Below are 19,635 nucleotides of genomic sequence, written 5' to 3' on the forward strand. Positions count from 1 at the left end.
ACGCTCAGGCGCCCGATCCGACCTTCACATCGACCGGCGCGGCCGCCTGCGCCTTGCCCTTCCCCGCGACCTCGAAGAAGGTGTACGACAGCGTGATCGTGCGCACGTCCTTCGGGATCTTCGGGTCGATGACGAACACCACCGGCCATTCCTTCTGCTCGCCCGGCTTCAGCGTGTACTCGTTGAAGCAGAAGCATTCGAGCTTGTTGAAATACGGCGTCGCCTGCTTGGGCGCGTAACTCGGGATCGCCTGCGCCGACATGGTCCGCGCCTGGATGTTCTGGAAGGTGTACATCACCGTCGTCAGTTCGCCCGGGTGGACCGTCAGGTGGCGCTTGGCCGGCTTGAAATCCCACGGGCCGCGCGCGTTGGCGTCGAACTCGATCGAGATCGTCCGGCTGTAGTCGATCTGCGTGTTCTTCACGTCCTCGGCGCGCACCGCGTGCTGGCGTTCCGACAGCGACAGCACGTTGATGCCCAGCGCCGTGCAGATCGCGCGGTACATCGGCACCAACGCGTAGCCGAAGCACGACATCACCGCCACCACGACCAGCAACTTGCCGGTCATCCGCAGGTTCTCCTTGCGGATCCAGGTGGCGCGCTTGGTCGGCCCGGTCATGACACGCCGAGGAACGCGATCTTCACCACGAAGCCGACCAGGAAGACCAGGGCCACGCTGGCCAGGATCAGGCCCAGCCGCCGGTTGCTCTTGCGTTGCTCGGGTGTCAGGGCCATGGCTCGTTCCCTTGGACCGGCGCCGGTCAGCCGACGATCTTCGTGGCCGTCACGTCCAGCTTGGGCGGCGTCTCGAAGGTGTGGAACGGCGCCGGCGACGGCACTTCCCATTCCAGGCCCTCAGCGGCTTCCCACGGCCGTTGCGGCGCCTTCTCCCCCTTGCCGCGCATCATCGGGATGGCCACGGCGATGAAGAAGTAGACCTGCATCAGACCGAAGCCGAAGGCGCCGATGGACGCCAGCGCATTGAAGTCGGCGAACTGCATCGGGTAGTCGGCGTAGCGTCGCGGCATGCCGGCCAGGCCGAGGAAGTGCATCGGGAAGAAGGTGACGTTGAAGAAGATCAGCGAACCCCAGAAGTGGATCTTGCCGCGCGTCTCCGAATACATCACGCCGCTCCACTTCGGCCCCCAGTAATAGACGCCGGCGAACAGCGCGTACAGCGAGCCCGCGACCAGCACATAGTGGAAGTGGGCCACGATGTAGTAGGTGTCCTGGATCTGGATGTCGACCGGCGCGACCGCGCAGATCAGGCCGGTGAAGCCGCCCATCGTGAACACGAAGATGAAGCCGACGGCCCACAGCATCGGGGTCTCGAAGGTCATCGAGCCGCGCCACATCGTCGCCAGCCAGTTGAAGATCTTCACGCCGGTCGGGACCGCGATCAGCATGGTCGCGTACATGAAGAACAGCTGGCCCGTCACCGGCATGCCGGTGGCGAACATGTGGTGCGCCCACACGATGAAGGACAGGATCGCGATCGAGGCCGTCGCGTACACCATCGAGGCATAGCCGAACAGGCGCTTGCGGGCGAAGGCCGGGACGATCTGGCTCACGATGCCGAAGGCCGGCAGGATCATGATGTAGACCTCGGGGTGGCCGAAGAACCAGAAGATGTGCTGGTACATCACCGGGTCGCCGCCGCCCGCGGGCGTGAAGAAGCTGGTGCCGAAGTGGCGGTCCGTCAGCGTCATCGTGATCGCGCCGGCCAGCACCGGCATCACCGCGATCAGCAGGTAGGCGGTGATCAGCCAGGTCCACGCGAACATCGGCATCTTCATCAGCGTCATGCCGGGGGCGCGCATGTTGAGGATGGTCACGATGATGTTGATCGAGCCCATGATCGAGGACGCGCCCAGGATGTGCATCGCGAAGATGCCGGCGTCCATCGACGGGCCCATCTGCAGCGTCAGCGGCGCATAGAGCGTCCAGCCGGCCGCCGGCGCGCCGCCGGGCATGAAGAACGAGCCCACCAGCATCAGCGCCGCCGGGATCATCAGCCAGAAGCTGAAGTTGTTCATCCGCGCGAAGGCCATGTCCGACGCGCCGATCTGCAGCGGGATCATCCAGTTCGCGAAGCCGACGAAGGCCGGCATGATCGCGCCGAACACCATGATCAGGCCGTGCATCGTCGTGAACTGGTTGAACAGCTCAGGATTGAAGAACTGCAGGCCCGGCTGGAACAGCTCGGCACGGATGCACAGCGCCAGGATGCCGCCGATCATCAGCATCGTGAAGCTGAACAGCAGGTACATCGTGCCGATGTCCTTGTGGTTCGTCGCGAAGACCCAGCGCCGCCAGCCCGTGGGGGCATGGTGGTCGTGGTGATCGTCATGGTCATGGGCATGACCGGTCGGGTGGTCGAGCACTGCACTCATGTCAAATCCTCGGTGGCGGTTCGGGTCACTTGGCGCGTTCGGCCACGACTTCCGACGGCTGCACGATCTGGCCGGTCTTGTTGGACCAGGCGTTCTTCGTATAGGTCGCGACGGCGGCGATCTCGCTGTCCTTGAGCACCGTCTTCCAGGCCGGCATCTGGCCCTTGCCGTTCAGCACCAGGTGCAGCTGCTGGGCGTGGTCCTCGGCCTTCACGATCGCCGAGCCGTCCAGCGCCGGGAACTGGCCCGCGCCCTTGCCGTCGGCCTTGTGGCAGACCGCGCAGTTCGCGTCGAACAGCTTCTGGCCGCGGGCCATCAGCTCGTCCATCGTCCAGACCTTGCTCGGATCGTCCGCCTTGGCGGCGATCTTCTTCTGCTCTTCGCCGACCCAGGCGCTGTAGTCCTTGGCGCTGAGCACCTTGACGTGGATCGGCATGTAGGCGTGCTCCTTGCCGCAGAGCTCGGCGCACTGGCCGTAGAAGTCGCCGGTCTGCTCGGCCTTGAACCAGGTGTCGCGCACGTAGCCCGGGATCGCATCCTGCTTGACCCCGAAGGCCGGCACCATCCAGGCGTGGATGACGTCGTCCGCGGTCGTGATGATGCGGATCTTCTTGTCGACCGGCACCACCAGCGGGTTGTCGACCTTGAGCAGGTAGTTGTCGACCTGGCCGGGATGGCCGGAGTCCGACAGCGCGCGGTGCGAGGCGTCCAGCGTCGAGACGAAGCCGATGCCCTCGCCCTCGCCCTTCAGGTAGTCGTAGCCCCACTTCCACTGGTAGCCGGTGGCCTTGATCGTGATGTCGGAGTTGGTGGTGTCCTTCATCGCCACGACGACCTTGGTCGCGGGCAGCGCCATCAGGATGACGATGATGAAGGGCACGATGGTCCACGCGATCTCGACCTTCACGCTTTCATGGAAGTTCGCGGGCACGGCGCCCTTGGACTTCCGGTGCTTGAAGATCGAATAGAACATGACCCCGAACACGGCGATGAAGATCGCCAGACAGAGGATCAGCATCATGTTGTGCAGCCACATCTGCTCGTGCGCGATCTTGGTGACCGGCGGGTGCAGATTCAGCTGGTTGACGGCCGGACCTCCGGGGAGATCGTTGACCGCCAAGGCGACCTGGCTGGCCAGCGCGGCCGTCAGGCCGAACGCGAGCTGGCTGCAGCGGCGCCCCAGTTGCACACAACTGTGTTCAATCGTCATGGTCGTCTCTTTATCCAGTCTTTCTCAAGCTCTTGTCACCCAGGTCTCTTCCAGGCGGCTTCGGCGCTCGAGCCCGCTCGTAGCGCGGGCTCCGGCGCCAAGCGATGGCGGAAACCTACGGGGCCAGCAGACGTACTCCAGTCGGGGGCGGATTCTAGCCCAGCCCCCTGGCGCACTATGACTGGGCGCGACGCGCCAAACCGCCCAGGATTACCCGCAGAATGGTGCGTTCCCGCCCTCTGGAAACGCGGGGCTAGCCGAGCCTGCGAAGCATGGGGGTCAGTGTTTGCCCGCGCCGCGCACCATCGCCCGCATCTGGTCCAGCGAGACCTCGGTCGTGGCCGCCACCTTCAGCTTCGGTTGAGGCTTGAACGCATGACCGTAGACCAGTTCGATGCTCAGCGACAGGCGGCCGTCCGGACCGCGCAGGGACTCGAGCGCGCGCAGGAGCCGTTCGCGCCAGGCTTTCGTGCGCAGACCGCGCAGCCGGGCCGGGGCGAGGTTGCCGCCGAGTGCGCGCAGATCGCGCAGCAGATCCTGCGGCGAGCCCCAGGTGAGCTTCAGATGTTCCTGGTCCATCACGGGATCGGCGAAGCCCGCATGCACGAGCAGGTCGCCGAGGTCGTGCATGTCGACCCAGTCCGGTGCCGGCGGGCCCCAACCCTCGCGGGCGAAGATCGGACGCAGTTCGATGAAGCTGTCCGGGCCGAGGCAGGAGAACATCAGGCAGCCTTCGACCGCGAGGCCGGCGTGCCAGGTCTTCACCAGCGCGGGCTTGTCGGCCTCGGCGTGCAGTTCCATGTTGGACCACGCCAGTTGCGCGGCGCCGGCGGGCGGCTCGGTGATGAGCTCGGTCGGCGCGCTGCCGCGCAGCTTGTCCACCATCGATTGCATGAAGCCGCGCCTGAGCCGCTTCTCGAGCAGCGCGCGCACCTCGGCGTCGGGTTCGAGCCACAGCTGCGTCGATTGCGGGTAGCGCTCGCGGAGGCCTTCGTCGCCGCCGCCGAGGGCGGGTCGGCTCTGCAGCACGGCCGTGGGCTGGAGGCGGATCACCGACAGCCGGTCCAGCATGCGCGAGGCCACTTCCTGATGCAGCCACGGAGCCTGGTCCGAAGCGGACAGGCGACGGCGCTGCCGGAGCGCCGCGCCCGCCGCGATCTGCTGTGTGCCCGGCGGCAAGGCCTCATCTCCAGTCATGGGGCGGGATTGTAGGCGGCCATGCTTGACCTGTTCCGTCGCCGGGCATTGGCGCGATCCTCGATGGCGAGCGGCCTCGCGGGGTTCTGGCCGGGACAGTGCACGTTCTGTCGGTGCTGGTGCCGGGGCGCACTGTGCGAGGACTGCGAGGCGCTGCATCCGGTCGACGCGGGGCCGCGTTGCGCACGCTGCGCCCTGCGGCTGCCGGCCGGTACGCGCGCCACGGACGCGGCGATGCGCTGCGGACGTTGCGCGTCGCATCCGATGCCGTTGTCGCGTTGCGTCGCGGGAATGGACTACCTGTTTCCGTGGGACCGGCTGCTGCTCGGGCTGAAATTCGGCGAACGTCTGGAACACGCACCGCTGCTGGCCGCCCGGCTGTCGAGGGCACTCGAACTCGCGCGGGTCGAGCCGCCCGATCTGATCATGCCGGTCCCGTTGTCCGCGCAGCGACTGCGCGAGCGCGGCTACAACCAGGCGCATGAGATCGCGCGGCGGCTGATCCTCCCCGCTGAGAGGCAGTCACCTTCGCAGGTGCAGGTGCAGGTGCAGGTGCAGGTGCAGCGACAATCACGCCTTTGCGCGCTGACCTTGATGCGCGTGCGTCACACCGACCAGCAGGCGCAATTGCCGCTCGACGAGCGCCGCGGCAACCTGCGCGGCGCGTTCGCCGTCGTGAAGCCGGTGCACGGATTGCGCGTCGCGATCGTCGACGACGTCATGACCAGCGGCGCCACGCTGCACGAGGCCGCGCTGGCCCTGCGCCGTGCCGGCGCTCGCGACGTGCAGGCCTGGGTCGTCGCCCGCACCCCTTGATGCCACGCCTTGAGCCCTGTCGAAAGAGCACCGTCCCATGTTCAACATCGTGCTGGTCCATCCGGAGATTCCGCCCAACACCGGCAACGTGATCCGGCTGGCGGCCAACACCGGCTGCCGGCTGCACCTGATCGAGCCGTTGGGGTTCTCGATGGAAGACAAGCTGCTGCAGCGCGCCGGTCTCGACTATCACGAGTACGCGCCGGTGCTGCGACATGCGGACTGGGACCGCTTCATGGCCGTGGAGCAGCCTGAGCCGACGCGCCTGTTCGCGTTCACGACGCGCGGCAGCCGGCTGCTGCCGTCGGTCGAACTCAAACCCGGCGACTGGCTGGTCTTCGGCTGCGAGACGGCCGGCCTGCCGACGGCCTTGCGCGACAGCTTTCCGCTCGAACAACGCGTGCGCCTGCCGATGAGAGACGGACAACGCAGCCTGAACCTCAGCAACGCGGTGGCCGTAGCGGTCTTCGAAGCATGGCGCCAGAACGGCTACGTCGACGGCGTCTGACCGCCAACGCCACGGTCTCTCGACACTCCGTCACCTGCACCGCGGGAGAGGTCGGGGGTGAGGGCCAGCGGCCGTCACAGGACGCCTACTCGCGTTCCAGCTTGAGCTGCCGGATCAGCGCGCCCCAGCGCTTGCGTTCGTCGCCGATGAGGCTGTCGAGCCCTTCTGGCGAGGTGCCTGCCGCACTGAAGTAGAGCGGCAGCAATTCGCGCCGGAAGGCGTCGCTGCGCACGATGCGGATGACCTCATCAGCAACGCGCCGGACGATCGCCTCGGGCGTGCCGGCAGGCGCAAGCACCGCCTGCCACGACGTGGCTTCGAAGCCGGGGTATCCGGACTCGGCCACGGTCGGCAGTTCCGCGAGCGCGCCGAAGCGTCCTGCGCTGGTCACGGCGAGCGCCTTCAGCTTCCCGGCCTTCACCTGCGGCATCGCGATGGCCGGCACCATGAAGCCGGCGTGGATCTGGCCGGCCAGCATCGCGTTCACCACCTGCGGGAAACCGGCATACGGCACATGGACCAGCTTCAACCCCGCACGTGCGATGAAGGATGCCATCGCCAGATGCGCCGCGCTGCCGATCCCGATGCTGCCGTAGTTCAACGCCCCCGCGCGCTGCTTCGCCAACGCGACGAACTGCGCCATCGTGTCCACGCCGAGCGACGGCGGCACGACGAGCACGTTCGGCGAACTCGCGATGAAGCTGACCGCACGCAGCTCGCGCTGCGGGTCGTAAGGCAAGGCCTTCGCGAGCAGCGGCGCGGTGATCAACGGCCCCTGGATCGTGAACAGCAGCGTGTGCCCGTCGGGCGCGGCCTTGGCGACCGCGCCGGTGCCGATGTTGCCGCCCGCGCCGGGCTTGTTGTCGATGACGACGGGCTGGCCGAGCGCCTGCGCCAGCGGCTCGGCCAGATACCGCGCGATCAGGTCGGGCGAACTGCCGCCGGGGAACGGCACGACGAGGCGGATCGGCCGCGAGGGCCAGGTCGTCGCCGCGCGGCCGGACAGCGGCCACGTGCCGAATGCGGTCGTGGCGGCCATGGCGCCAGCCGCGGCGATCCACCCGCGGCGCTTCACCACTCGGACTTGGCCTGACGCCCCATCAGCGCGTCCAGGGCTTCGTACGTGGTCATGCGGCCTTCCAGGACGTCGACCACCGCGGCGGTGATCGGCATGTCGACACCCGCGCGCTTGGCGCGGACCAGCACCGTCGGTGCGCTGTAGACGCCCTCGGCGACATGACCCAGCTTCACGAGGATGCCCGGCAGGTCCAGGCCCTCGGCGAGCAGCAACCCCACGCGACGATTGCGCGACAGGTCACCGGTGGCCGTGAGCACGAGATCGCCCAGGCCCGCGAGCCCGAGCAGCGTCTCCTGCTGCGCGCCCAGCGCGAGCGCCAGCCGCTGCATCTCGGCGAGTCCGCGCGTGATCAGCGCGGCTCGGGCGTTGAGACCTGGCCCCTTCAAGCCCTTCGCTTCGGCGACGAGTCGCAGGCCATCGGCGATGCCGACGGCGATCGCCATCACGTTCTTCACCGCGCCGCCGACTTCGACGCCGACCGGATCGGCCGACGAATACACCCGCAGCCGTTCGCTGTGGAACGCCGACACGCCCAGTTGGGCGAGCGCCGCGTCACCCGAGGCGGACACCAGGGCAGTCGGTTGACCGGCGGCCACCTCCTGCGCAAAGCTCGGCCCGGACAGGATGCCGGTGGCCAACCGCGGCGCGACCTCGCGGGCGATCTCATGGCCGAGCAGCCCGGTGCCGGCCTCGAAGCCCTTGCACAGCCACTGCGCACGCGCGCCAGGCGGCAACTGCGCCAACATCCCGCGCAGGCCCGACATCGGCGTCGCGATGACGATCAAGCCCTCGCGACCCTGCGCGATCGCCCGGTCCAGGTCGTCGGTCAGTGCAAGCGCGGCCGGCAACGGCGACCCGGGCAGGTAGCGGACGTTGCACCGGTCGGTGCGCATTGCGGCGATCGCGCCGGCGTCGCGCGCCCACAGCGTCACCTCATGGCGCGCGCTCGCGGCGATCGCCAGCGCCGTGCCCCAGGCACCGGCGCCGAGCACGCTGATCTTCATGCGCGGAGCAGTCATGGTCGGTTCGAAAATCGATGAAGAGCTCGATGAAATGAATCTCGCAATGAAACGCGCCGGCCTGCGGACAGGTCCGCGAAGCCGGCGCGTTCATGGGCGTGCGACGCTCAGTTCGGTGCGCCTTCGCCCTGGCCGCTGGCGGCCAGTTGCGCCTGCTGGGCTTCGAACATCGCCTGGAAGTTCACTTCCGTCAGCATCACCGGCGGGAAGCCGGCGCGCGTGCAGACGTCGGAGACGATCGCGCGCAGGTACGGGTAGATCATCTGCGGGCAGACGATCGCCAGGATGCCTTCGAGCTGGTCCTGCGGCAGGTTGCGGATCTCGAAGATGCCGGCCTGCTTGGCTTCGATCAGGAACAGGGTCTTGTCCTGCACCGTCGTCGTGACGGTGGCGGTGACGCTGACTTCGAACAGGCCTTCGGCGACCGGTTCGGCGGCCAGCGAGAGCTTGATGTCGACTTGCGGCTGCGCCTGCTCCAGCAGGATCGCCGGGGCGTTGGGCTGCTCCAGCGACAGGTCCTTCAGGTACATGCGCTGGATCTGGAACACGGGAGCGTTGTTGTCGTCGGCCATGGGGTCATCCAAATGAAAAAGCCCGCCAGCGGCGAGCCGTGGCGGGCATTATGACCGAGCGTTCGCGACAGTCCGGTGAGGGGTTTCCGGAGATCGGCGACGGCTTCGGGTCAGGAGGTATCAGGCCTGCAACAAGGGTTGCAGGCCGCCGCGCTGGTCCAGCGCGATCAGGTCGTCGCAACCGCCGACATGGGTCTCGCCGATGAAGATCTGCGGCACCGTGCGGCGGCCGGTCTGCTGGATCATCGTGTCGCGCTGCGACGGATCCAGGTCCACGCGCACTTCCTCGATCTGGTCCACGCCCCGCTGCTTGAGCAGGTGCTTGGCCCGCACGCAGTACGGGCAGACCAGGGTCGTATACATCTTCACGGCGGCCATCGCCAGTTCTCCAAGAATCGTGTCGAGCGTCTTTCGGCAATCGTCATGCCGGCGCGGTCGCCAGGGCGGTCAGGCCGCGGAACTCTCGACGGGCAAACTCGCCTCGCGCCAGGCGGTCAGACCGCCCTGGACAGCGACCGCGTTCGCGTAGCCCTGTTTCTGCAGGATGCCAGCCGCGCGCTGCGCGCGTGCGCCGGTCTTGCACATCAGCACCACCGGCAGGGCCTTGTTGCCGGGCAGTTGCTTGGCCGGGAGGTCCGTGCCAGTCAAGGTCGACAGCGGCACATTGCGGGCGCCCTTCGCGTGAGCGGCGGCGAACTCCTCCGGCTCGCTCACGTCGACCAGCACACCCTTCTCGCGGTTGACCAGGCGCACCGCCTCGGCCGTCGGCACGCCGCCCGCCTTGCCGCGCATCGACGTCCACAGCAGCAGACCGCCCGACACCAGGGCCGACAGCACGAGATACCAGTTTTCAATCAGGAACTTCAAGGCGGGGCCCGTTCGGTTGGATGCAAAAGCCGAGGATTATAGAAACTCCGCCAGGAAGGCCCGTCAGTTCAACTTGAAGGTCGACACGGCCGACTGCAGCGCCCGGGCCTGCTGCTCCAGGCTGCTGGCGGCAGCGGCGGCCTGCTCGACCAGCGCGGCGTTCTGCTGCGTCATCTGGTCGAGCTGCACCACCGACTCGTTGACGTGGCCGATGCCCTGGCTCTGCTCGGCGGAGGCCGCAGTGATCTCGCTGATGATGTCGGAGACGCGCTGCACGCTGGCGACGATCTCCTCCATCGTCGCGCCGGCGTCCTGCACCAGCCGCGAGCCGGCCTCGACACGCGTGACGCTCGCGCCGATCAGCGCCTTGATCTCCTTGGCGGCCTCGGCGCTGCGCTGCGCCAGCGAACGCACCTCGCTCGCCACCACGGCAAAGCCGCGACCCTGCTCGCCTGCGCGCGCGGCCTCGACCGCCGCGTTCAGCGCCAGGATATTGGTCTGGAACGCGATGCCGTCGATGGTGCCGATGATGTCGCCGATCCTGCGCGAGCTCGCGCTGATCTCGTCCATCGTCGAGACGACCTGCCCCACGACCTCGCCGCCCTTCTTCGCGACGGTGGCCGCGCTGCCGGCCAGCTGGTTGGCCTGGCTGGCCGCGTCGGCGCTCTGGCGCACGGTTTCGGTCAGCTGCTGCATGTTGGACGCGGTCTGCTCCAGCGAGCCGGCCTGCTTCTCGGTCCGCACCGACAGGTCCTGGTTGCCCGCGGCGATCTCGCGCGAAGCGACCGTCATCGAGTCGGTGCCGCTGCGCACATTGCCGACGATCGCCGACAGGCCCTGCGACATGTCGCGCACCGCGGCCAGCAGGCTGGCCTCCGCGCCCGGCGCGACGCGGATGGTCTGCGAGAGGTCCCCCTCGGCCATCTGGCGCATCACGTCGCGGGCGTACTCCGGCTCGCCGCCGAGCTGGCGCCAGACGCTGGCGATCAAGAGCCACGAGCCCGCGCCCAGGCACACGACGACGATCAGCCCGCTCAGCACGGTCGCCCACAGGCCGGCGCCGACGCCCTTCTCGGCGCTGGACAGCGTCGCGTCGAAGGTGGTCTTCGCATCGGCGCGCGCGTCGGCGAGCGTCTGCTCCAGCGCCTTCTGCGCCGCCTGCATCTTCGGGATCGAACCCGCCTGATCGCCCTGCTTGATGCCGAGGAACAGCTGCGCGGTGTCCACCGACGCGGCGTAGTAGGCCTCGAAGCCGCTTTCCAGCTTCGCGCCGGCATCGGCGCGGCCGGGGATCGCCTTGATGGTCGCCATCACCTTGCGCATCGCGGTCGCGCGCTCCGCGGCTTCATCCAGACGCTTCTTCTCGCCCTCGGCGACGGCGGACTGGATCGTCCCACCCAACGCCTCGAGTTGCGCGGCCACCTGGTTGGTGGCCACCAGATACGGATAGTCGGCCTCGCCCAGCGCGTGGATCGCGCCCGAGGTCCTCGACGAAAAGAACAGCACCACCGCGATGCCCACCGCGAAAACGATCGCGGCCAGCACCGGCAGCATCGCGATACGGGTCTTCAAGTTCATGCCTGTCTCCAATACATCCTGTGTCTCCAACGACCTCCCCAGGTCGGCCCGGACGGCCTGCAGGCCGCCCGGGCGGCGGCGTCAGTCGACGCTGAGCACCACCTTCACCGAGCCGTCGACGGCCGACTTCTCGATGTAGCCGATGGCATCGGGATTCGCGGCGACGAACTTCTTCACGTCGGCCGCGCTGCCGAGTTCCTTCGGCGGCGTGCCCTTGCCCGAGAACACCAGGCGCGACCAGGCGGCCTTCACCTGCGCGGACGACTTGCCGGTGGCCTTCGAATAGAAGTGCTCGCGCGCCGCGGCGCTGTCGGGCAGATCCACCGCCTGCGCGGCGCTGCCGTTGGGCAGCTGGTTGGACTTGCCCAGGAAGATGCTCGCGACCTGGTCGGCGGTCATGCTGGCGACGGGGCTCTTCGGATTGACCACGACGGCGACCTGCGCCTGCGCGGCCACGGCAGCGGCGAACAGCGCCGCGCCGATCACGGGCTTGATCATGTTGAACTGCATGGGGACCTCTTTTTCTGATGCTTAGAACACGAAGTCGACGGCGACGCTGTAGACGCCGACGCGCTCGTTGTTGAAGCCCGGCTGGACGTTGTAGAACTGGCCGGCGCCGGTGGTCTTGATGCTGTCGTACTGGGCCTTGATGGCGATGTTTCGCCAGGCGTCCCAGCGCACGCCCAGACCGATGGTCTTCTGCGGCGTGCTCTGTGCGGCGGTCACCTCGTCCACGACGGCGCGCAGCGGCAGGCCGCCCACCACGACCGTGCCCGGGATCGTGTTGTTGACATTGCTGCTGTCGGTCTTCTGCTGCGACAGCGTCGCGTAGGGCGTGAACTTGCCGACGCGGTAGCCGACGGTCGTGTACCAGCCGGTGGTGTCCGGCACGAACGAGTCGTTGCGGCGCTTGGTGTACTCGGCGGCGACAACCCATTGGCCTTCGTCGTAAGTCAGTCCGACACCGGAGAAGCTGGCGTCCTTGTCGGTGGCGTCGATCTCGTTGCCGACCGAGGCGAACGGCGTCTGGCGCAGCGCGCCGACCAGCGAATTGACGGTGGCGCTGTGCGCGGTCAGCTTGCCCTGCGCGTGACCGACGCGCAGGTTCAGGCCGTCGGCCAGTTCGACGGTGGCGTTGATGCCGACCATCTTCTTGATCTCGAGCTTGGTCTGGCGCACGTACGACGAGGCTTCGCCGCCGAAGGCCTGCAGCGAGACGCTCTTGCCGGCGACCTGCGTCGTCCAGTTCACGTCGGCGCCGTCGAAGTGGCTCACCGGCACCTGGCCGTAGACGTCGATGGGCGGGCGCAGCCAGGTGTTGGCATAACCGACGTCACGGAAGTCGGACACCGCGAAGAACGGCGCGCCGATGCGGCCGGCGCGGATCGCCAGACCCGGCGTGGCCTGCCACTTGGCGAAAGCCCATTCGACCTGCGGCGTCCAGTCGCCCTTGCCGGTCTGCTTGGTCAGGACCTGGACCGTCGCGGAGAACCGCGAGTTGAATTTCGCCGTGCCCTGCAGGCCCAGCTTGCTGTCGACCTCGCCGCTGATCGTCTTGTCGGCGCCGTGGACCTGGCCCGGGATGACGTACTCGGCGCCGTCCTTGGTCGCGCCGGTGAGACCGACGGTGCCGAAGCCCGAGAAAGAGAACATCGAGTCCGATTGGCCCTGCGCCTGCGCGCCGAAAACCACCAGCGCCAGCGCCAAGGGCGTCATGCGCAAGTTCTTCACCACCATCATTGCAAGTACTCCTCTACAGCGTGAATGCCCAACGCGGGCATGTTCTTTTTGCGAACCAAACTGGGGCGCGGGTGCGCCTTTCGCCCGGTACGAAAGCAGTTGTCGGCCCTTCGGAAGCCGGCTTGAGCGAACCGCCCTGGAGGGCTGCCTCTAGAATCCGCCGGGCCTGCCGGAAACCGGCCAAACCTCACGAACCCACCCAAGACCCATGTACAAGCTCGTGCTGATTCGCCATGGCGAATCGACCTGGAATCTCGAGAACCGCTTCACCGGCTGGACCGACGTGGATCTGACGCCCACCGGGGTGGAGCAGGCCAAGCAGGCGGGCCGTCTGCTGAAGGAAGCCGGCGTCGATTTCGACGTGGCCCACACTTCCGTGCTCAAGCGCGCCATCTGGACCCTGTGGCACTGCCTGGATCAGATGGATCGCCAATGGCTGCCGGTGAAGCACAGCTGGCGCCTGAACGAACGCCACTACGGCGGCCTTCAGGGTCTGAACAAGGCGGACATGGCCAAGCAGTACGGCGACGAGCAGGTGCTCGTCTGGCGCCGGAGCTATGACACCCCGCCGCCGGCGCTGGAAGCGTCGGACCCGCGCAGCGAGCGCGGCGACATCCGCTATGCCGGACTGCAGCCCTCGGACGTGCCGCTGACCGAGTGCCTGAAGGACACCGTGGCCCGCGTGCTGCCCTACTGGAACGAACAGATCGCACCCGCGATTCTGTCGGGCCAGCGCGTGCTGATCGCCGCGCACGGCAACTCGATCCGCGCCCTCGTGAAGTATTTGGACGGCATCGCCGACGAAGCCATCGTTGGCGTGAATATTCCCAACGGAATCCCGCTGGTCTACGAACTGGACAAGGACCTGAAGCCCATCAGGAGCTATTACCTGGGCGACGCCGAAGCCGCCGCGAAGGCGGCCGCGGCCGTGGCGAACCAGGGCAAGGCGTAAGGTCGGGCAGCGCCGCGGGAGCGGCGCTCTACTTCCGCCGCAGCGCCGTCGCCAGCAGTTCGGCAACGCAGACCGCGTTGCTCTCGTGCGGCACGGCGTTGCTGCTCCAGACGTGACGGACGCCGGCCGCCCGCAGCGCCGGCAACGCATCGCCGTTGAACAGCGCATGCGTGACCGCGACATCCACGCTGGCCGCGCCGCGCTCCAGCGCCTCGCGCGCCGATCCGATCAAGGTGCGGCCCGTCGACGCCATGTCGTCGAGCAGCACCACGGCCCGACCGCGCACCTCCAGGTCCGGGAACGCCAGCTGCACCTGGGTGTCGCCGAAGCGCACCTTCCGGCCGACCGCGAATTCAAGTTTCGCGGCACGCGCCGCCTCCGCGACCCACTGGCCGGATTCTTCGTCCGGACCGACCAGCACCGCCCCCGGCTCCTGCACGGCGATGAAGCGCCCCAGCAGGGCCGCGGCCGACAGCGCCACGCCCTTCCCCTTGGGCATCACCTCGTCGAGACTCGCAATGCGGTGCAGGTGCGGATCCACCGTGACGACACGGTCGAACTGCGTCGACAGCAAGGTTGAGATGTGCCTCTGGCTGACCGCCTCACCCGGCGTGAACTCCATGTCCTGCCGCATGTAGGCCAGGTACGGCGCCACCAGCATCAGGTGCCGGACGCCCCAGCTGCGCGCCGCAGGCGCCGCGATCAGGAGCTCGACCAGTCGATCGTTCGGTTGATGCTGCAATCCACGCAGCACAATGATGTCGACCGGCAACGGCTTGGGAAGGATCAGCCGCAGTTCCCCATCCGGAAATCGATGGCGCGTGATCACACCCAGCGGCCGACCCAGCTCACGCGCCAGACGCGTGGCCAACTCCTGTTCATCTTCGAAACAAAGCAGCATCGCCGGATCCTCGCACCAATCGGGACCCGGAGGGCATCCGGCATACCCGGGCTGGGCGAACTGAGCCCGGCGGTTGGGGGATGACCGCCTACCTGCCAGCAACGGCGCGCTTGGCCGCCAAGTCATGAGGCCCCCGCGGCAAGCGCGGAAACCTCACGACTTGCCGTCCCCGAACGACCCAGGACTCAGGGCCTTGGGAGTGCGTTGTCGATTCGGTCCGAAAGAGCCCCCGCCAGGTGGCGGCGATCAAGACCCTCGGTGGGCATCGCGGGCAGCGATCGCACTTCGACCGCCAGGTCCTTGGCGGTCAGGATGCGCCAGAGACTTTCCATCAACGACATCTGACCGATGTACTGCGCCGCATCGCTGTACGGCACGCCGGGCTGATGCCAGCGCAGCACCACGGGCTGCAGCGGCGTGTGCGTGCTGATCGCCGCCTGCAAGAGATTGCCGTGCAAAGGCAGCAACGGGTAACCCGCACCTGTCGTACCTTCGGGGAAGACCGCCACCGTCTCGCCAGCAGCCAGCGCCTCGGCCGTCTTGTGCACGACACGCAGCGCATCGCGCTTGTTGGCTCGCTCAATGTAGAGCGTGCCGACCGCCGTCGCCAGTGCGCCCACCAGCGGCCAGGTCGCAATGTCAGCCTTGGAGACGAAGCGCGCTTCAGGCATCACCGCATGAATCGCTGCGATGTCCAGCCAGGAAATGTGGTTCGCCGTGATCAGCCGCGGCGACGGAGCCTGCGGCCCGGGCGATTCGAGTCGCACACCCAGCACGCGCAGCAGCTTGGCCGACCACCAGCCCACATAGCGCTGCTTGGCCGGCGTCTCCAGACGACGCCAGCGAAACTGGACGAGGTACACCCCGTGCCCGATGTGCGCGAGCATCCGCAGCGCACGCCACGCCCCGACCAGGGCACGCATCAGACGGTCCGCTCGGCTTCGGTGACCAGCGATTCGTAGGCGACCGTGCCGGCCACCAGCGTGTAGCGCACCCGGCCCGGCAATTCGAAGCCGGTGATGTCGAACGCGAACGGCGTGTGCTTGCCCTGGCTGACGAGACGCTCCGGTGTCACCGCGCCGCTGGCCTCGGCATCGAAGACGACGACGTCGCCGACGCCGCCTTCGACCAGCCGGCCCGCGCTCGCCGCCAGCGAGCCGAGCGCGCTGCCCAGCACCTTCACCGGACGCGCGGTGATGGTGTCGAGCGCCCGCGCGAGCGGCAGCCCTTCGTCCTGGCCCCACCGCAGCGCGAGGCTCAGCAGCAGCTCCAGCCCGGTCGCGCCGGGCGTCGCCTCGGCGAAAGGCAAGGTCTTCTCGTCGGCGGCGACGGGGTTGTGGTCGCTGACGAGCGCATCGATGGTGCCGTCGGCCAGCGCGGCGCGCAGCGCGGCGCGGTCGCGCTGCTGGCGCAACGGCGGCTGCAGGCGCATGGACGAGTTGAAGTAGCCGATGTCGACGTCGCTGAGGTGCAGCGAGTTGATCGAGACGTCGGCCGTGATCGGCAGGCCGTCCTTCTTGGCCTGGCGCACGAGTTCGACGCCGGCGGCGCTGCTCAGGCGGCAGAGGTGGACGCGGCAGCCGGTGACGCGCACCAGTTCCAGGATCGTGTGCAGCGCGATGGTCTCGGCGGCGACCGGCTCGCCTGACAGACCCAGCCGCGTCGCCACGGGGCCGCTGGCCGCGACGCCGCCACTCAGCCAGGGATCCTGCGCATGCAGCCACAGCGTATAGCCGAAGCTGGCCGCGTACTGCATCGCACGCTGCACGGTCAGGGTGTTGCGGATGGGCACGTAGGCCTGCGAGAAGCCGACGCAGCCGGACTCGGTCAGCTCGGCCATTTCGGTCAGGGATTCGCCGGCGAGGCCGCGCGTCAGCGCGCCCAGCGGGAATAGCCGGCAGCGGCTGAGCTTGCGGGCGCGGAACTTGAGCATGTCGACGAGGCCGGGCTCGTCGAGCGTGGGATCGGTGTCGGGCGGGCAGACGAGGCTGGTGACGCCGCCGGCGGCGGCGGCGGCGAGCTCGCTCTCCAGCATGCCTTCGTGCTCGTGGCCCGGCTCGCGCAGACGCGCGGCGAGGTCGACGAGACCCGGTGCGACCACGAGGCCAGTGGCATCGATGACGCGATCGGCGTTGAAGTCGCCGACGCCGCCGAGACCGACGATGCGGCCCGAGGCGATGGCGAGGTCGCCGACCTGGTCGAGGCCCGAGGCGGGATCGAGCAGCCGACCGTTCTGGATGAGGATCTTCATGCTTCGTTCCCCGCGAGGATGGACATGACAGCCATGCGCACCGCGATGCCGAAGGTGACCTGCGGCAGGATGACGCTGTGCTGTCCGTCGGCGACGGTGGACGAAATCTCCACGCCGCGGTTGATCGGGCCCGGATGCATCACGATCGCATCGGGCTTGGCCAGCGCCAGCTTCTCAGGCGTGAGGCCGAAACTCTTGAAGTACTCGCCGGTGCTCGGCAGCATCGCGCCGCTCATGCGCTCGTTCTGCAGGCGCAGCATGATGATGACGTCGGCATCCTTCACGCCCTCGGCCATGTCGTGACACACGCGCACGCCCATGTCCTTGAGGTCGCCGGGCACCAGCGTCTTGGGTCCCACCGCGCGGATCTCCGGGACGCCCAGCGTCGTGAGCGCGTGGATGTCGCTGCGCGCGACGCGCGAGTGCACGATGTCGCCGACGATCGCCACGGTGAGGTTGGTGAAGTCCTTCTTGTAGTGGCGGATCGTGTACATGTCGAGCAGGCCCTGCGTCGGATGCGCGTGGCGGCCGTCGCCGGCGTTGACCACATGGACATGCGGCGCGCAGTGCTGCGCGATCAGGTAGGGCGCGCCCGATTCGCTGTGGCGCACGACGAACATGTCCGCGTGCATCGCCGACAGGTTGGCCACGGTGTCCAGCAGGGTCTCGCCCTTGGCCGCGCTGGAGCGCGCGATGTCCAGGTTGATGACGTCGGCGGAGAGACGCTTGGCGGCGATCTCGAAGGTGGTGCGGGTGCGGGTGCTGTTCTCGAAGAACAGGTTGAACACCGACTTGCCGCGCAGCAGCGGCACCTTCTTGACCTCGCGGTCGTTGACCGAGAGGAAGGTCCCGGCCGTGTCCAGGATCTGATGCAGCACGGCCTTGGGCAGGCCTTCGGTGGACAGCAGGTGGATCAGTTCGCCATGCTTGTTCAGCTGCGGGTTGCGTTTGCTCAGCATGGGATCAGTCCTCCTTCACGTCGAAGCTGAATCGGCCTTCGTCACCCTTCACCAGGCTGAGGCGCTGGTTCGGCGCGACGGCGACGCGCGCGGCGGAGAACGCGGGCTCGATCGGCAGTTCGCGGCCGCCGCGGTCGACCAGCACCGCCAGGGTGACGCTGGCGGGGCGGCCAAAGTCGAACAGTTCATTGATCACGGCTCGCGTCGTGCGTCCGGTGTAGAGCACGTCGTCGATCAGGAGGACGTGGCGACCCTCGATGTCGAAGGGTAGCTTGGTGTGGTCGGCGCTCGCGTTCATGCCTTTGCTGCCGAAGTCGTCGCGATGCAGCGCGCTGGAGATGACGCCGTGCTGGCCGGCCAGCTTCAGGTCCTGCTGGAGACGCTCCGCCAGCCAGGCGCCGCCCGACCAGATGCCGACCAGCGCGCTGTCGGGTTGCAGCAGGCGCTGGACGCCGCGCACGAGGTCGGCGTAGAGCGCTTCCGCATCGAGGTGCAATGTGCTCATGGGTGTTCCCGGAAGAATTGTTCGAGGATCAATGCCGCGCTCGCGGCATCGAGGTCGCGCGCGCCCTGCGACTGGGCTTCCACGCTGGTGTAGCGTTCATCGACTTCGACCACCGGCAGCCGGTAGCGGCCACGCAGTTGCCCGGCGAACTTGAGCGCGCGGGCCGTCATCTCGTGAGGCGCGCCGTCCGGATGGCGCGGGACGCCGATGACCAGCGCATCGGGCTCCCACGCCTGGATCAGCGCGGTGATCGCCGCCCAGCGGGCATCGCCCTGTTCGGTGATGGTCCGGAGCCCGCGCGCGCTCCCCAGCATCCGGTTGCCGGTCGCCACGCCGAGGCGCTTGGTACCGAAATCAAAACCGAGCGGGGAAACGTAGGCAGCGGGGGAAGAAGCGGAAGAGACAGTGCTCATGACGCCTCCGGTCATGCCCGGCGCCGGGCCGCCCCTAGGCGGGCAGCGCCCCTTGGGGGCAGGAGCGCAGCGACGGGGCGGCTCACCGTCATCATGCGTGCCCGGCCTCCTGGCTGAGCATGCGCGGGTCGATACCGAGCAAGGCAAGCGCCTTGTCGTAGCGCTCCTCGATCGGCGTGTCGAAGATGATCTCGGGTTTGGCGTCGACGGTGATCCAGCCGTTGCGGCCGAGCTCCTCCTCCAACTGGCCCGCGGCCCAGCCGCTGTAGCCCAGCGTGATCAGCACGCGCTTGGGACCGGCGCCGTTGGACAGCGCCTCCAGCACGTCGCGGCTGGTCGTCATCTCCAGCCCGCCGGGCACCGCCAGCGTCGCGCTGTAGTGGTTGCCCTGCTCGTCCAGCGCCTCGTGCAGCACGAAGCCGCGTTCGGTCTGCACCGGCCCGCCGAAGAACACCGGCCGCGCGGCCATGTCCAGGTCGGACAACTCGAGCTCGACCTTCTCGAACAGGTTGCCCAGGGTCAGCGAGATCGGCTTGTTGATGACCAGGCCCAGCGCGCCCTTTTCGTTGTGCTCGCACAGGTAGATGACGGAGCCGGCAAAGGTCTCGTCCACCATGCCCGGCATGGCGATCAGGAACTGGTTGGTCAGGTCGATGCGTTCCTTGGACATAGGGAC

The 19,635-nt window shown here is 67.9% G+C and carries 23 protein-coding genes; 3 read left to right on the forward strand and 20 right to left on the reverse strand.

Annotated features, from left to right (window positions below; genetic code table 11):
• Positions 1–4 precede the first annotated feature (4 nt).
• The 5 genes from PV762_RS10000 to PV762_RS10020 form a co-directional block, all read right to left on the reverse strand.
• A complete protein-coding gene (locus tag PV762_RS10000; protein ID WP_421034888.1) occupies positions 5–619 on the reverse strand; it encodes a cytochrome c oxidase assembly protein in 615 nt (204 codons plus the stop codon).
• Positions 616–735, reverse strand: coding sequence for a cytochrome oxidase small assembly protein (locus PV762_RS10005; protein WP_421034889.1), 120 nt, complete (start codon positions 733–735; stop codon positions 616–618). Before PV762_RS10005 ends, PV762_RS10000 begins: the two co-directional genes overlap by 4 nt.
• A 26-nt stretch (positions 736–761) precedes the next feature.
• Positions 762–2,393: a cytochrome c oxidase subunit I gene (gene ctaD / locus PV762_RS10010; RefSeq protein WP_421034890.1), complete on the reverse strand. Its 1,632-nt coding sequence runs from the start codon at positions 2,391–2,393 to the stop codon at positions 762–764.
• 25 nt (positions 2,394–2,418) lie between these two features.
• Positions 2,419–3,603 (reverse strand): cytochrome c oxidase subunit II, encoded by a 1,185-nt coding sequence (gene coxB / locus PV762_RS10015; protein WP_421034891.1) that lies wholly within the window; start codon positions 3,601–3,603, stop codon positions 2,419–2,421.
• A 279-nt stretch (positions 3,604–3,882) separates the two neighbouring features.
• Entirely contained in the window at positions 3,883–4,800 is a 918-nt protein-coding gene (locus PV762_RS10020; protein WP_421034892.1) for a biotin synthase, read from the reverse strand.
• Positions 4,801–4,821: 21 nt separating this feature from the next.
• Here PV762_RS10020 and PV762_RS10025 point away from each other — a divergent pair, with 21 nt between their 5' ends.
• Entirely contained in the window at positions 4,822–5,616 is a 795-nt protein-coding gene (locus PV762_RS10025) for a ComF family protein (protein ID WP_421034893.1), read from the forward strand.
• Positions 5,617–5,653: 37 nt separating this feature from the next.
• Positions 5,654–6,124: a tRNA (uridine(34)/cytosine(34)/5-carboxymethylaminomethyluridine(34)-2'-O)-methyltransferase TrmL gene (gene trmL / locus PV762_RS10030; protein ID WP_421034894.1), complete on the forward strand. Its 471-nt coding sequence runs from the start codon at positions 5,654–5,656 to the stop codon at positions 6,122–6,124.
• 85 nt (positions 6,125–6,209) lie between these two features.
• Here trmL and PV762_RS10035 read toward each other — a convergent pair whose 3' ends face one another.
• From PV762_RS10035 to PV762_RS10070, 8 genes are all read right to left on the reverse strand, one after another.
• Positions 6,210–7,163: a Bug family tripartite tricarboxylate transporter substrate binding protein gene (locus PV762_RS10035; protein ID WP_421034895.1), complete on the reverse strand. Its 954-nt coding sequence runs from the start codon at positions 7,161–7,163 to the stop codon at positions 6,210–6,212.
• 32 nt (positions 7,164–7,195) lie between these two features.
• Entirely contained in the window at positions 7,196–8,206 is a 1,011-nt protein-coding gene (locus PV762_RS10040; protein WP_421034975.1) for an NAD(P)H-dependent glycerol-3-phosphate dehydrogenase, read from the reverse strand.
• A 122-nt stretch (positions 8,207–8,328) separates the two neighbouring features.
• Positions 8,329–8,793, reverse strand: a complete 465-nt coding sequence (gene secB, locus PV762_RS10045; protein ID WP_088406355.1) for a protein-export chaperone SecB — start codon at positions 8,791–8,793, stop codon at positions 8,329–8,331.
• A gap of 120 nt (positions 8,794–8,913) precedes the next feature.
• On the reverse strand, positions 8,914–9,171 hold the full coding sequence (grxC, locus tag PV762_RS10050) for a glutaredoxin 3 (RefSeq protein ID WP_421034896.1): 258 nt from the start codon (positions 9,169–9,171) through the stop codon (positions 8,914–8,916).
• A gap of 69 nt (positions 9,172–9,240) precedes the next feature.
• Complete coding sequence (locus PV762_RS10055) at positions 9,241–9,660, reverse strand: rhodanese-like domain-containing protein (RefSeq protein ID WP_421034897.1); 420 nt, start codon at positions 9,658–9,660, stop codon at positions 9,241–9,243.
• Between the two features lie 63 nt (positions 9,661–9,723).
• On the reverse strand, positions 9,724–11,238 hold the full coding sequence (locus tag PV762_RS10060) for a methyl-accepting chemotaxis protein (RefSeq protein ID WP_421034898.1): 1,515 nt from the start codon (positions 11,236–11,238) through the stop codon (positions 9,724–9,726).
• A gap of 81 nt (positions 11,239–11,319) precedes the next feature.
• Positions 11,320–11,748 (reverse strand): hypothetical protein, encoded by a 429-nt coding sequence (locus tag PV762_RS10065; RefSeq protein WP_421034899.1) that lies wholly within the window; start codon positions 11,746–11,748, stop codon positions 11,320–11,322.
• A gap of 21 nt (positions 11,749–11,769) precedes the next feature.
• Positions 11,770–12,978 carry a hypothetical protein gene (locus PV762_RS10070; protein ID WP_421034900.1) on the reverse strand — a complete coding sequence of 403 codons (1,209 nt, stop codon included), beginning with the start codon at positions 12,976–12,978 and terminating at the stop codon, positions 11,770–11,772.
• A gap of 208 nt (positions 12,979–13,186) precedes the next feature.
• Here PV762_RS10070 and gpmA point away from each other — a divergent pair, with 208 nt between their 5' ends.
• The gene (gpmA, locus tag PV762_RS10075) at positions 13,187–13,930 is read left to right on the forward strand and encodes a 2,3-diphosphoglycerate-dependent phosphoglycerate mutase (protein WP_421034901.1); all 744 of its coding nucleotides are present in this window, start codon (positions 13,187–13,189) and stop codon (positions 13,928–13,930) included.
• 28 nt (positions 13,931–13,958) lie between these two features.
• Here gpmA and PV762_RS10080 read toward each other — a convergent pair whose 3' ends face one another.
• From PV762_RS10080 to PV762_RS10110, 7 genes are all read right to left on the reverse strand, one after another.
• On the reverse strand, positions 13,959–14,831 hold the full coding sequence (locus PV762_RS10080) for a ribose-phosphate diphosphokinase (protein ID WP_421034902.1): 873 nt from the start codon (positions 14,829–14,831) through the stop codon (positions 13,959–13,961).
• Between the two features lie 185 nt (positions 14,832–15,016).
• Entirely contained in the window at positions 15,017–15,754 is a 738-nt protein-coding gene (locus tag PV762_RS10085; protein WP_421034903.1) for a lysophospholipid acyltransferase family protein, read from the reverse strand.
• A complete protein-coding gene (locus PV762_RS10090; protein ID WP_421034904.1) occupies positions 15,754–17,082 on the reverse strand; it encodes a dihydroorotase in 1,329 nt (442 codons plus the stop codon). The genes PV762_RS10085 and PV762_RS10090 overlap by 1 nt, the downstream gene beginning before the upstream one ends.
• Positions 17,079–18,041, reverse strand: coding sequence for an aspartate carbamoyltransferase catalytic subunit (locus tag PV762_RS10095; RefSeq protein ID WP_421034905.1), 963 nt, complete (start codon positions 18,039–18,041; stop codon positions 17,079–17,081). Before PV762_RS10095 ends, PV762_RS10090 begins: the two co-directional genes overlap by 4 nt.
• Before the next feature lie 4 nt (positions 18,042–18,045).
• Positions 18,046–18,546 (reverse strand): bifunctional pyr operon transcriptional regulator/uracil phosphoribosyltransferase PyrR, encoded by a 501-nt coding sequence (gene pyrR, locus PV762_RS10100; RefSeq protein WP_421034906.1) that lies wholly within the window; start codon positions 18,544–18,546, stop codon positions 18,046–18,048.
• Complete coding sequence (gene ruvX, locus PV762_RS10105; RefSeq protein WP_421034907.1) at positions 18,543–18,959, reverse strand: Holliday junction resolvase RuvX; 417 nt, start codon at positions 18,957–18,959, stop codon at positions 18,543–18,545. Before ruvX ends, pyrR begins: the two co-directional genes overlap by 4 nt.
• A 91-nt stretch (positions 18,960–19,050) precedes the next feature.
• Positions 19,051–19,629 carry a YqgE/AlgH family protein gene (locus PV762_RS10110; protein ID WP_421034908.1) on the reverse strand — a complete coding sequence of 193 codons (579 nt, stop codon included), beginning with the start codon at positions 19,627–19,629 and terminating at the stop codon, positions 19,051–19,053.
• Between the last annotated feature and the right edge of the window lie 6 nt (positions 19,630–19,635).

Source organism: Mitsuaria sp. CC2, from assembly GCF_048957715.1.
Lineage (GTDB): Bacteria > Pseudomonadota > Gammaproteobacteria > Burkholderiales > Burkholderiaceae_C > Roseateles.